12 protein-coding genes are annotated in these 12,448 nt (G+C 63.7%); 9 read left to right on the top strand and 3 right to left on the bottom strand.

Annotated features, from left to right (window positions below; translation table 11 throughout):
- Positions 1-5: 5 nt before the first annotated feature.
- The gene (locus ACHL_RS24095) at positions 6-1,004 is read right to left on the bottom strand and encodes a JmjC domain-containing protein (protein ID WP_139187358.1); all 999 of its coding nucleotides are present in this window, start codon (positions 1,002-1,004) and stop codon (positions 6-8) included.
- Positions 985-1,935 (bottom strand): hypothetical protein, encoded by a 951-nt coding sequence (locus ACHL_RS24100; protein ID WP_015935615.1) that lies wholly within the window; start codon positions 1,933-1,935, stop codon positions 985-987. Before ACHL_RS24100 ends, ACHL_RS24095 begins: the two co-directional genes overlap by 20 nt.
- A 531-nt stretch (positions 1,936-2,466) precedes the next feature.
- On the opposite strand from ACHL_RS24100, the gene ACHL_RS01925 reads away from it, so the two are divergent.
- The 8 genes from ACHL_RS01925 (at position 2,467) to ACHL_RS01960 (ending at position 8,870) form a co-directional block, all read left to right on the top strand.
- The gene (locus tag ACHL_RS01925; protein WP_015935616.1) at positions 2,467-2,769 is read left to right on the top strand and encodes an urease subunit gamma; all 303 of its coding nucleotides are present in this window, start codon (positions 2,467-2,469) and stop codon (positions 2,767-2,769) included.
- 9 nt (positions 2,770-2,778) lie between these two features.
- Positions 2,779-3,132: an urease subunit beta gene (locus ACHL_RS01930; protein ID WP_015935617.1), complete on the top strand. Its 354-nt coding sequence runs from the start codon at positions 2,779-2,781 to the stop codon at positions 3,130-3,132.
- Positions 3,129-4,886, top strand: coding sequence for an urease subunit alpha (ureC, locus tag ACHL_RS01935; protein WP_015935618.1), 1,758 nt, complete (start codon positions 3,129-3,131; stop codon positions 4,884-4,886). Before ACHL_RS01930 ends, ureC begins: the two co-directional genes overlap by 4 nt.
- A 29-nt stretch (positions 4,887-4,915) precedes the next feature.
- Complete coding sequence (gene ureE / locus ACHL_RS01940) at positions 4,916-5,401, top strand: urease accessory protein UreE (RefSeq protein ID WP_015935619.1); 486 nt, start codon at positions 4,916-4,918, stop codon at positions 5,399-5,401.
- A gap of 150 nt (positions 5,402-5,551) precedes the next feature.
- Positions 5,552-6,220, top strand: a complete 669-nt coding sequence (locus ACHL_RS01945; protein WP_043794347.1) for an urease accessory protein UreF — start codon at positions 5,552-5,554, stop codon at positions 6,218-6,220.
- Positions 6,221-6,250: 30 nt separating this feature from the next.
- Complete coding sequence (gene ureG, locus ACHL_RS01950) at positions 6,251-6,865, top strand: urease accessory protein UreG (RefSeq protein ID WP_015935621.1); 615 nt, start codon at positions 6,251-6,253, stop codon at positions 6,863-6,865.
- A 131-nt stretch (positions 6,866-6,996) separates the two neighbouring features.
- Positions 6,997-7,827, top strand: coding sequence for an urease accessory protein UreD (locus ACHL_RS01955; RefSeq protein ID WP_139187356.1), 831 nt, complete (start codon positions 6,997-6,999; stop codon positions 7,825-7,827).
- Positions 7,827-8,870 carry a HoxN/HupN/NixA family nickel/cobalt transporter gene (locus ACHL_RS01960; RefSeq protein WP_015935623.1) on the top strand — a complete coding sequence of 348 codons (1,044 nt, stop codon included), beginning with the start codon at positions 7,827-7,829 and terminating at the stop codon, positions 8,868-8,870. Before ACHL_RS01955 ends, ACHL_RS01960 begins: the two co-directional genes overlap by 1 nt.
- A gap of 69 nt (positions 8,871-8,939) precedes the next feature.
- Here the strand turns inward: ACHL_RS01960 and ACHL_RS01965 are convergent, their stop codons facing one another.
- Positions 8,940-10,862, bottom strand: coding sequence for a hypothetical protein (locus tag ACHL_RS01965; RefSeq protein ID WP_015935624.1), 1,923 nt, complete (start codon positions 10,860-10,862; stop codon positions 8,940-8,942).
- A 292-nt stretch (positions 10,863-11,154) separates the two neighbouring features.
- On the opposite strand from ACHL_RS01965, the gene ACHL_RS01970 reads away from it, so the two are divergent.
- Positions 11,155-12,447 (top strand): ABC transporter substrate-binding protein, encoded by a 1,293-nt coding sequence (locus tag ACHL_RS01970; protein WP_015935625.1) that lies wholly within the window; start codon positions 11,155-11,157, stop codon positions 12,445-12,447.
- Position 12,448: the final 1 nt, after the last annotated feature.

Genomic DNA, 12,448 nt, shown 5'->3' on the forward strand with positions numbered 1-12,448 from the left:
TGACGTCACTGCGCTGGGTTGTGGAGGAGGCCGTTTTCGAACCCAAAAGCCCAGAATTGAAGCATTTCCGTTTCGTCAATGCCGCAAGCTTCAGATGCCTGGGCCGGCGTCGTTGCCGGCCGTTTGGCCAAAAGGTGAAGAACGTCTTCGAACCTGGCCGGAACCGCGAGCTGTCCAGCTCCGGACCACACCCGCAGTTCCGCCGAGCCCTCCGAACGTCGAGGTACATGGCTCACTGCAAGGCGTGCGGGCGTGGCGGCGTCTATGAGGCGGGTGTTGATGGAGAACGGCAGCCCGGAACCGCGGCGGCGGACAAGCTGTGTCCTGGCCGCGTCGTCTGCGAGTTCCTGGAATGGCTTACCGCCAAACCCTTCGAAAGCGATGGTCAGGTGCATGGACATTTCACCAAGACCGTGGACATCATGTGGCGTTGCCTTGGGGTAGAACGAGACCGATCCGGGCGTGTACACGGCACTTTCCGGAGCTCCGACCGTCTCTGCGGCGTGACGCCACTCCTTTCGGCCAACAAGTTGGACGATCACAAACGCGTGATCATCGCGATGCATGTCGAAGGCCGATGATGATGCCTGCGTAATGTAACACTGGACCCAGCATTTGGACCCCGTTAGGGCTTCCACCCGCTCTTGGATGGCTTGCGCCGCGGGCACATGATCGTTGACGTGGTCGAAAACTACCGTGGCCCCTTGTTGGAGATAGTGGTGCAACACGCGGTCTTTGACCGTTACGTGGCCGATTAAGCCATCTCCGGTGCGGCTGGTAAGAAATTGGGCTGGATGGAGGTCCTTGCCAGCGTGAATCACGCGTATTGAAAAGCGGGACGTACCTACTTGGCCAAGCGCATTGAAAAAAATGCCTGCCAAGCGAGCAGTTGATTCTTCACTTAGTATGTTGCGACGGGAAACGTAGGAGCCTCCATCATGGACAAGATCCAGTTGGTCCAAAACTTCAAGTAGCTCATCATTTTCAAGTATTTGGGTGGACAATTGCGGCCCCGATCATAACGAGTTTGGCGATCACAGTGCGAATTGCGGGCGGCGAAGCCGCTCCGAAGGCGGCCACTATGTTGGCGGCTGTGTTTGCGGTGAACAAATTACGCTCGGTACTGCTGAGGGCAACGTACTTGCCATGGGACCGAAGGCCGTCGGGAGTTACTTCCAAATCAACGGAATCCACGAGTCTGACAGGAGGAGGAACGGCAGCATTCGTGATCCGAGAGACTAGATCTGAGTCGTGTTTGGGGACCAAAGCGGCACCTGCGGCAAGTTCCGAAACGGATGAGCCGAGGCTGCTGGTGTTGTGCCCTACGGTACTTATGCCCAGAAACATGCCTGGACCATTTGCGTGGAATATATGAGGTTGCCTGGCCCGGATAACAGCGATGTCACCTGGAGCGAGCCTGTATCTCGTCGAGTCCGCCAACCATTCTTTCCAATCCATAGAGATCCCAAAGAATGCCTTGGCATCATTCATTCGTTGGCCATACCTTGCCCCCTCCGGCCAGGTCACAACATCCCTCCCTGCTCCGTCGAGGTCAAGAATTATGGAGTGCTCGAAATCGACATGCGCACCGAAAGCAGTCCATCCGGCTGCTGTTGAGACGAAGGCATACACGTCGGTGGTCACTACGTCGTCGCCGGAAACAGTGGCTGGAAGGGGCCTCGAGTCTTCGGTCAGGCAGCGGCGGATGTTGTCATTCCAGGCCGCGACGTCGTTTAGTGCAAGAACTGCGCCATTTCCAGCGATTTCTCGGAGTTGATCCTGAGGCTTTCCAGCGCCGGCTTTCCACCGGCGGGCAACCTGGTTGCACGCGCGGTAGTCCAAGGTGCCGTCTTTGAACACCCTGTAGCGGGGCTCTGAAGTCTGAGATGTCAGGGCACGGTCGATTGCTACCCCGAGTTCGTGTGAGAGGTCCACTTTCCCCCATTAATTAAACGAAAAGCAGGCGGGTTCCGAGCCGTAGCCCGGGACCCGCCGGCCAGTCAGTGTCCTACGTCTTGGCGAGGTGGAACAACCGGCGCTTCCTCGACGACTACTTCAAACATTGAGTCGACTTCGCCGACTGTGCTTTCATTCTCCATTTTATCCCCCTTTGTATTAATTGGCCTTGCGAAGATGATGTTACAGGTCATGTTCACTAATTTGTCAATTTATTTTATGAACATGTCAATATGGCTAATGTTTTAATTGTCAAGTCAAGTGCCATCAGTTTGGATTTGAGGCATGCGGTGCCTGCTGCGGAGGGGTTGTCGAGGGCGGGCGCAAACGTTACCGCCTGCTCCACTGGCTGGCAGGGAACGGGACAATCCTTCCGAAATCTGACGGAAACCTTGCCCGCCTAGTGTGGGCACAAAAGACCACAGTGGAGGCGATGCAGCGGGAACGCTGGCTAAGCATGGTGCTTCGGTCTATAAACGTAAGACCGTGCCAGGCCCTGGAGAGGAACCCATGCATCTGATGCCCCGTGAGCAGGAAAAACTCATGATCGTGGTGGCCGCCGACCTCGCCCGGCGCCGCCAGTCCCGCGGTCTCAAGCTCAACTACCCCGAAGCGGTGGCCATCATCAGCTACGAACTGATCGAGGGCGCCCGGGACGGCCGGACCGTGGCGGACCTCATGAGCTATGGCACCACCATCCTCACCCGCGAGGACGTGATGGAAGGCGTTCCGGAGATGATCCACGATGTGCAGATCGAGGCCACCTTCCCTGACGGCACCAAGCTGGTCACCGTCCACGATCCCATCCGCTAAGGAGCCGCAGTGATCCCAGGAGAATACGTCCTCCGCCCGGAGCCCGTGACGGCGAACGCGGGGCGCGACGCCATCGAGCTGTCCGTCACCAACACCGGCGACCGGCCCGTGCAGGTGGGCTCGCACTTCCACTTTGCCGAAGCGAACGCGGCCTTGGATTTCGACCGCGCGGCAGCCCGCGGCCGGCGCCTGGACATCCCGGCCGGTACCGCCGCCCGATTTGAACCCGGAGACTCCCGCAGCGTCCGGCTCATCGAACTCGCGGGGTCCCGCGAGGTGTTTGGGCTCAGCAACGCTGTCAACGGAAAGCTCGACGGCGGCCCTCACCCGGGTGTGCCAGCCACCGAAAGGGGCGCCAAATGAGCTTCGAGATCCCGCGGCGGCAGTACGCCGACCTGTACGGCCCCACGACCGGCGACAAGATCCGCCTGGCAGACACCGAACTGTTCCTCGAAATCGAGAAGGACCTCACCGTCTACGGCGAGGAAGTGGTGTTCGGCGGCGGCAAGGTGATCCGCGACGGCATGGGCCAGAACGGCCAGGCCACCCGTGATGAGGACATCCCGGACACCGTCATCACCAACGCCGTCATCCTGGACCACTCCGGAATCTACAAGGCGGACGTTGCCCTCCGGGACGGCCACATCTTCAGGATCGGCAAGGCCGGAAACCCGCAGATCACCGACGGCGTGGACATCGTGATCGGCGCCAGCACGGAGATCATCGCCGGGGAACGCAAAATCCTCACCGCCGGCGGCATCGACACGCACATCCACTTCATCTCCCCGGACCAGGTGGCCACGGCCCTGACCAGTGGCGTCACCACCATGATCGGCGGCGGCACCGGCCCTGCCGAAGGCACCAAGGCCACCACGGTGACCCCCGGGAAGTGGCACATCCACCGGATGCTGCAGGCCGCCGAGGCGTTCCCCATGAACATCGGCCTGTTCGGCAAAGGCCACGCGTCCGCCGTCGAACCCCTCGCCGAGCAGATCCGCGCCGGTGCCATCGGCCTGAAAGTGCACGAGGACTGGGGCTCCACCACGTCGTCGATCGACATGTCGCTGACCGTCGCCGATGAATACGACGTCCAGGTGGCCATCCACACCGACACCCTCAACGAGTGCGGCTTCGTGGAGGACACCATCCGCGCCATCAACGGCCGCGTGATCCACACCTTCCACACTGAAGGCGCCGGCGGCGGCCACGCACCGGACATTATCAAGATCGCCGGGATGCCCAACGTCCTGCCCGCCTCCACCAACCCCACGCTGCCATACACGCGGAACACCATCGAAGAGCACCTGGACATGCTGATGGTCTGCCACCACCTCAACCCGGACATCCCCGAGGACGTGGCATTCGCCGATTCCCGCATCCGGGCCGAGACCATCGCCGCCGAGGACGTCCTGCAGGACATGGGCATCTTCTCCATCACGTCCTCCGACTCCCAGGCCATGGGCCGGGTGGGCGAGGTGATCACCCGGACCTGGCAGGTGGCGGACAAGATGAAGAAGCAGCGCGGAATTTTAGCGGCCGACGGCGGCATGGACCTTGGTGCCGACGGCTCGGCTTCCGCGCATGGCAGCGCCGGGAGCGACAACTTCCGCCTCAAGCGCTACGTGGCCAAATACACCATCAACCCCGCGCTGGCCCAGGGCATCGCGGACACAGTCGGGTCCGTGGAAGAAGGCAAATTCGCCGACCTTGTCCTCTGGGACCCTGCCTTCTTCGGCGTCAAACCCGAACTCGTCCTCAAAGGCGGGCAGATCGCCTACGCCCTGATGGGGGACGCCAACGCGTCCATCCCCACCCCGCAGCCACGCACCATGCGGCCCATGTTCGGCGCCTTCGGCAAGGCCGTCCAGCAGACCTCCATCACGTTCCTGTCCAAGGCCGCGATCGACGCCGGCGTCCCGGAGGAACTCGGGCTCGAGAAACTCATCCGGCCCGTCTCCGGCATCCGGAACCTCACCAAAGCCGACCTCAAATACAACGACGCCACGCCGGACATCCAGGTGGACCCGGAAACCTACCAGGTGACGGTGGACGGCGAGGACGTCACCTGCGAACCCGCCGACGTCCTCCCCATGGCCCAGCGCTACTTCCTCTTTTAAGACACTCACTTTCCACGCACCGGAGCACCATGATCATCGACAAAGTCCTCGGCAACCTCCACGACCTACCCGAAAACGACCTCGCCGCCTACACCGGGCTCCACCGCGAGAAAGTGGTCCTCCCCAGCGCCCAGCTGGTCAAACGCATCCAACGCGCCACCACCGACCACGGCAACGAAATCGGCATCCGGCTCGCGTCCGGATCCGGCGACCTCCGCGACGGCGACATCCTCCACGTCGCCGACACCAACATGATCGTGGTCTCCGTGCTGCCCACCGACGTCCTGGTCATCGCACCCCGCACCATCCACGAAATGGGCGTCACCGCACACTCCCTCGGCAACCGGCACCTCCAGGCACAATTCTTCGACGCCGACAGCGAGTATGGGGCGGCCGTCATGGTGTGCGCCTACGACCACACCGTCGAGGACTACCTCACCCATGCCGGTGTGCCATACACCCGCCAGGAACGCGTCCTCCCTGTGCCTTTCCGCCATGCTGAACACTCGCACTAGTAACCCTGTCGCCGCGCTGCGCGCTTCACGAGGTGTCCGGGTTGGCTGCGCCGCCCCGGGATGGGGGCCGTGCCCGCTCCGCGGTGCCCGCCACGCCGCGGCCCCCATCCCCGGGCGTCGCTTGGGTTCGTCACCTTGGGTGCGCCTTTCGTGAGCGGGTATCAGCTTGCACTTCAGCAGTTGGTTGACTCTGCGCTTCCTACTGGGGCGTTTGCTCACTCTCTGGGATTTGAGACCTATATCGATGGTGGGCTCGTTTTTGATGAAGAGTCCTTCAGAATCTGGCTCAGTGCGTTCATCGGGCAGCAGCTTTCTTACTCTGATGGGTTGGCAATCCGCTTTCTTTATGAGGGGGGTGAGCTGGGGGAGCTGGATGCTCTTTTGTCCGCGTCTCTGTTGCCCCGGGAGGTTCGGGAGGCCAGTTTGAAGATGGGCGGCCGTCTCTTGGAGATTGGGGCTGAGGTTTTTCCGTCGGCCGGGCTGTCACTGTACCGGGACCTGGTGGCCACCGGCCGGGCCGACGGGCACCAGCCGCTGGCGTTCGCCGTCGTCGCCCGCTCCCTTGGGGTGCCGCTGCAGGAGGCGCTCGCCGCCTACCTTTTCGCCACCGTCACCTCCCTCACGCAGAACGCCGTGCGGGCCATCCCGCTCGGCCAGAACGCCGGGCAGAGGATCCTGCGGAAAGCGCACAACGACGTCGCTGCCGCCATCGATGTGATCGCGCACCTCACGCCGGACGACTTCGGCGCCGTCAGCCCCGGACTCGAAATCTCGCAAATGCGGCACGAACGCCAGCGTGCCCGGATGTTCATGAGCTAACAGTGCTTAACGCTTCACAGGAGGAAAACCATGACTGAACCCATCAAGATCGGCATCGGCGGGCCCGTCGGCGCCGGCAAAACCCAGCTCGTGGAACGGCTCACCCGGCACATGAGCGGCGACATCTCCATGGCCGCCATCACCAACGACATCTACACCATCGAGGACGCCAAAATCCTCGCCGCCAACGGCATCCTCCCCGAGGACCGCATCATCGGCGTCGAAACCGGCGGCTGCCCCCACACCGCCATCCGCGAAGACACCTCCATGAACACCGCAGCCATCGACGAACTCAAAGCCCGGCACCCCGACCTGCAGGTCATCTTCGTCGAATCAGGCGGCGACAACCTCTCCGCCACCTTCAGCCCCGAACTGGTGGACTTCTCCATCTACATCATCGACGTGGCCCAAGGCGAAAAAATCCCCCGCAAAGCCGGCCAGGGCATGATCAAATCCGACCTCTTCATCATCAACAAAACCGACCTCGCACCCCACGTCGGAGCGGACCTGTCAGTGATGGAAAGGGACTCCAAGGAATTCCGCGGCAACAAGCCGTTCTGCTTCACCAACCTGAAAACCGACGAGGGCCTGGAAAACGTCATTCAATGGATACGCCACGACGTCCTGATGCTCGACTTGGCATGAGCACGACGGCGGAGTCCAGTTCGGCGCTTGACTCACCGGGGCCTGCGACCGCGGGTGATAGGGGCCGTGCCCGCTCCGCGGTGCCCGCCACGCCGCGGCCCCTATCACCCGCGTCCGCTGATCGGCCCGCGATGGGCCGGTTGGAGCTTCGGGTCGCCGTACGTGGCCAGCGATCGGTTGCCGAGCACCAGTACCATCAAGGCGCCTTGAGAGTCTTGCGGCCGCATTACCTTGATGACTCCGGGCAGGTCTGTTATGTCATGGTGAATCCCGGCGGGGCATATCTGGGGGCTGACCTGTTCTTGCTGGATGTCGAGGTCCAGGACGGCGCTGACCTGTTGTTGACCACTCAATCTGCGACGAAGGTTTACCGGACTCCGGGGTCGTTCGCTGAGCAGCGGATGGCTGTGCGGTTGGGGGAGGGGGCGCGGCTCGAACTGATGCCCGATCAGCTCATCGCCTACCGGGAGGCCAGCTACCGGCAACGGACCTCCGTGACCCTGCGGCCGTCGTCGAGCCTTGTCATGGGCGAAGTGGTAACCCCCGGATGGTCGCCGGACGGCGCTGCCTTCCGCTACGAGGAAGTGCGGCTGCGCAACGAGATCCACATCGAAACGGATGGCGGCACACAGTTGCTGGCCCTCGATAACCTGCTCATCCGCCCGCCGCTGGGTGACGTGACCGGGCTGGGTTTCATGGAGGGTTTCAGCCACCTGGGCTCCCTGGTGGTGGTGGACGCCCGGGTGGACCAGGCGCTCGCCGACGAACTGCACCATCTCACCGCGGGCCATGACGCCCGGACCGGGATCTCCCTGACCCGCACCGTGGCCGGAACCACCGGACTGGTGCTGCGCTCGCTGTCCAACAGCACCGGCGAACTGAACCGCCTGCTCGCCGCCTGCGCCAACCACCTGAGAGTACGCTGGCACGGGCAAGGCCCACTGAACCTGAGGAAACACTGATGACGGCCCTGGCAAACATCGCCACCCTGTACCGGGACCGGGAAACCCTGCCCTTCCGGACCCGCCTGCTCGCCACCTTTGGCGCCGTGGCCGCCCTCCATGTTGCCGCCGTCGTCCTCCTCGTCGCCGGTTCGGCAACCGCCGGTGCGCCCCTGGCCCTTGGCCTGGTGCTGACCGCCTACGTGGCCGGTGTGAAGCACAGCTACGACTGGGACCACATCGCCGCCATCGACAACTCCACCCGCAAGTTCGTCGCCCAGCGGAAGGACCCTGTCAGCGTGGGGTTCGCCTTCAGCCTGGGCCACAGCTCCGTGGTGGTCCTGGCCGGGCTGCTGGTGGTGGCCGGCGCCGCGGTGATCGGCCAATTCATGGAAGAGGGGACCACGGGCAACCACGTGCTGGGCCTGATCGGCAGCGGTGTTTCCGGGCTGTTCCTGCTGGCCATGGGGCTGTTCAACGGGTCGGCGTTCCTGCGGGCTGCACAGGTCTACCGCAGGGTGCAGGACGGGGCTGCGGTCCGGGACGAAGACCTGGACAGCAAAGGATTCGTGGCCCGGCTCCTGGCCAGGCCGCTGGCTCGGGTGCAGCGGCCCAGGAACATCTACGTGATCGGCTTCCTGTTCGGGCTCGGGTTCGATACCGCCACCACCATCGGGCTGCTGGTCACCACCACCGCCGCATCCCTGGCCGGGGTGTCCCCGGTGGCGCTCATGGCCCTTCCCCTCGCGTTCACCGCAGCGATGACCCTCTGCGACACCGTCAACGGCGTGGCGATGATGCGGATGTACAGGTCTGCGATCCACAGCCCGCAGCGCAGGCTCGGGTTCAACGCGGTGGTTACAGGCGTTTCAGCCCTGTCGGCGCTGTTCATCGCCGTCATCACGCTCGGCGGGTTCGCCAACGCGGCCTTTGGCCTGGGCGATCCGCTCACCAGCTGGCTGGGGGAGATCGACCTGGGTGAGGCCGGACTCCTTCTGGTTGCGGCCTTCCTGGCAGTCTGGGGCGGGGCGGCCCTGGCCTCGAGGCAGCCCCGGAACAACTAGGGATGCGGTGCCGACATCCACTGCCGGCACCGCACCCTTTTGTCCCTGGCTTGGTGAGCCCGGGCAGCGTCAGCCGAAGTCGGCCACGTAGCTGGGAATACCGACGGCGTCGGTGGACACCGGAGCTCCGGTGTCATTGACAACGTGGTCCAGTGTCCCGGCGCCAAGGTTCACCGTCAGCAGGCTGTGCAGCTTCACGCCCGGCGTCACCGGCACCTCAAAGCCGCGGGTGGCGTGGATGGTGGGATCCACGTTGTTGTACACGTAGCTTCCGCCGCCCCACAGTTCGTGGGTCTCGACCGGGTCCGCCACCTTGTAGCCGGCCCAGCCCAGGACTCCGTCGTGCTGCCACGCGGCCTGGTTGGGGGCGTCGTAAGGCAGCTCATTCTGGAAGAAGACGGTCCTGCCGTTTTCGCCGGTCCAGATGACGTTGTACTGCTGGTAATGCTCCACGAAGAGACCGGTGGCGGTGACGTTGTTGCCGTTGACAATCACGCCGTTCCTGCCGGTGTTGGTGTCCCACCCCACTCCGTTGCCGTGATCCGCACGCCAGGCCCAAATGTGGTCCAGGAGGACGTTGTCGCTGTTGACTTCCAGGCTGACCGAGGCCTTGCCCACATGGGGGCCGCCGATGCGGAAAAAGACATCGTGGAGGGTGGTGGGGTTGGCAGGATCACTGTGGACGGCAGAGCTGGCCGGTCCGCCCCCTGCGCCCGGACTGGCCTTGCCGACGCGCATGAGCGCGGGGGAGTTGACCTCGCCTGCGTCCACCGTGACGGCCGCGATGTCCACTCCCGGCACATCCGCCACCGTCAGGGGAACTGATCCGTTCACGGCGGTAAGTGTTGCCATACCCAGGCCGAGCACTACGGTTCCGGCCCTCTTGACCTCGATGCTGCGGTCAATGTCGTAGACCCCGGGGGTCAGGATGAGGTTCTTTCCACGGGCCAGTTGGGAGTTGATGGCCTGCACCGAATCGCCGGGCTTGGCAATGTAGAACTCCGCCAGCGGGATGCTGCGGCCTTGGGTGGGGCCGTTCTCCCACGTGGTTCCTGCTGAGTCCTGGCGGACGGAGGGAACGAAAACGCTGTATTGTCCTGCGGGGTCCACGGTCAGGTAGGGCTTCTCCCGGCTGATGGGAGTCGTGTCCAGGACGGTGTATGGCGGGACCGGGAAGGAATCCGCAGGTGCGCCGGTGACGCCGGAGAACACCTGGTTCCAGACGCCGTTGGACCAGCTGCCTATGCTGCTGTCGCGCACCAGGTACTGCTGCTGGGATCCGTTGATGACCGCTCCGGTCTTGGAGTCCGCAATAAAACCGCCACTGGCGTACTGCGGTCCGGCGGTGCAGTAGTCCATCAGGGAGAGGTTGCCGCCGGTGATGTTGACCCGGCGCATCGGTGAGGCCTGGGAGGCTGCCCAGAAGTTTGCCGAGCTGCGGCAGCCTTCGAGGCCGGTGACGTTGATGGTGAGGTTGGACAGGGACCGCCAGAAGTTGTTCAGGGCGATGCAGTTGTCAGCGGTAAGGCAGCGGTTGTAGACGTCGACGTGTCCGTTGATGGTGACGTCGGTGGGTGCAGCACCCAGCCCGGCAACTTCCGTGGAGTAGCCCACCTGGACAATCAGCGGCTCTTCGGGGGTGCCGTAGGTGCCGGGCTTGAACAACAGGGAGTAGCGCTTGGTCCCCATTTCGTCATCCACCTGCTGCGCCGCAATGGCGTCCACCGTGGCCTGGATTTGGGCTACCGGCATGCTGGGGTCGAAGACGTAGGTGTTTGACCCGAACGGGTTTTGTTGCGCCGGTGCCGGGGGCGGTGAAGCCGGAGCCTGGACCCCGGGTTTCACCGCAGGCGCCGCCGCCTGCGCCGGAACTGTCCCGCCGGCGATGGCAAATCCGATGAGGAAGGCAGTGCTTGCGGCAATGGTGCCGGGGTGGTGCCGGCGCTGCGGCGGGAGGGGGCTGGGCGAATCAGGGCGTAAGGATAGCGGCATTGCTGGTCCTGTCAGTGGTGGGGCTGGATGACCCCTGGCGGCTGCTGGCCGCAGTCTGGGATCAGGTGGTGGGAGCGCTCCCGTCGGGGAAGCGTAACACCGCCTGCGGGACCCGGCAAGGGCGATGGGAGCGCTCCTAAATCTTCTTGACTAGAAGTTGTGAGGTGGGACACCATGTGGTGAGAGCGCTCCCATGATGGCGATCCACCGGCCAGCTGACCGTTCCATTACCTCCCCAGCCCCGGCCGCGCACGCGGCCCCATGGGCACCCTGACGAAGGAGTCTTCCCCCTGTGAAAAACCCCAGCAAGTTCTCCGTGCTTTCGGCCGCTGCCGCTTGCCTTGCCGTGTCGCTCACGGCGTGCGGTTCCTCATCGCCCGGGAAGTCAGATGTGAACGGCGCCACCGGGTCAGAGGCTGTCACACTCACCGTCGGCACGTTCAACGAGTTTGGCTACGAAGCGCTCTTCAAGGAGTACGAAGCACAGAACCCCAATGTGACCATCCAGCACAAGAAGGCTGCGACCACCAACGAGGCACGTGACAACCTCACGACGCGCCTCGCCGCAGGCTCGGGCCTGTCCGATATCGAGGCCGTGGAAGTGGACTGGCTTCCCGAACTGCTGCAGTATCCTGACCGCTTCGCGGACCTGGCCGACCCCGCAGTTGAAGGGCGCTGGCTGGATTGGAAGGCCCAGGCTGCCACCACCGCGGACGGCAAGCTGCTTGGCTACGGGACAGACTCCGGCCCCGAGGCCGTCTGCTACAACTCCGAACTTCTCAGGAAGGCCGGCCTGCCCACCGAGCGTGGCGAGGTGGCCAAAATGCTGGGCACCTCCTGGGACAGCTACTTCGACGCCGGAAAGAAGTTCAAGGCCGCAAACCCCGGTTCCGCCTGGTTCGACTCCGCCGGGGCCATCTACCAGGGCATGAGCAACCAGCTGGAAAAGGTCTATGAGGAGGAAGACGGTTCCGTCATCGCCACGGAGAACCAGCAGGTCAAGGACACCTACAAGCAGGTCCTGAAAGCCTCCACAGAGGACGGCTTGTCCGCGCACCTCAAGCAGTGGAGCGATGACTGGGCCTCCGGTTTCCAGACCGGCGCCTTCGCCACCACGCTCTGCCCGGGCTGGATGCTCGGGGTGATCGAGGGCAACGCGGCCGGGGTCACCGGCTGGGATGTGGCCAACGTCTTCCCCGGCGGTGGCGGAAACTGGGGCGGGTCCTACCTGACCGTTCCCACCCAGGGAGCGCACCAGGCCGAAGCCAAGAAACTGGCCGCATGGCTGACTGCCCCTGAGCAGCAGATCAAGGCGTTCACTGCCAAGGGCACCTTCCCCAGCCAGAAGGAGGCGCTGGAAAGCAGCGAGCTGCTGGGCCAGACGAGCAAGTTCTTCGACGGCGCCCCCACCGGCGAAATCTTCGCCGAGCGGGCCAAGGCCGTTGATGTCACGCCCTTCAAGGGAACCAAGTACTTCGCCATCAACGACGCCATGCAGCAGGCCCTCGCCCGGGTGGACGTTGACAAGTCGGACGACGCCGCTTCCTCCTGGGACAAGTTCGTCACCGCAGTGAAGTCCCTCTAGG

The organism is Pseudarthrobacter chlorophenolicus A6, from assembly GCF_000022025.1.
In the GTDB taxonomy this organism is placed as follows: Bacteria; Actinomycetota; Actinomycetes; order Actinomycetales; family Micrococcaceae; genus Arthrobacter; species Arthrobacter chlorophenolicus.

Coding starts and splice junctions, on each gene's coding strand:
- ACHL_RS01925 (WP_015935616.1), top strand. CDS start 2,467: ATGCATCTGATGCCCCGTGAGCAGGAAAAACTCATGATCGTGGTGGCC.
- ureC (WP_015935618.1), top strand. CDS start 3,129: ATGAGCTTCGAGATCCCGCGGCGGCAGTACGCCGACCTGTACGGCCCC.
- ureE (WP_015935619.1), top strand. CDS start 4,916: ATGATCATCGACAAAGTCCTCGGCAACCTCCACGACCTACCCGAAAAC.
- ureG (WP_015935621.1), top strand. CDS start 6,251: ATGACTGAACCCATCAAGATCGGCATCGGCGGGCCCGTCGGCGCCGGC.
- ACHL_RS01955 (WP_139187356.1), top strand. CDS start 6,997: ATGGGCCGGTTGGAGCTTCGGGTCGCCGTACGTGGCCAGCGATCGGTT.
- ACHL_RS01960 (WP_015935623.1), top strand. CDS start 7,827: ATGACGGCCCTGGCAAACATCGCCACCCTGTACCGGGACCGGGAAACC.
- ACHL_RS01965 (WP_015935624.1), bottom strand. CDS start 10,862: ATGCCGCTATCCTTACGCCCTGATTCGCCCAGCCCCCTCCCGCCGCAG.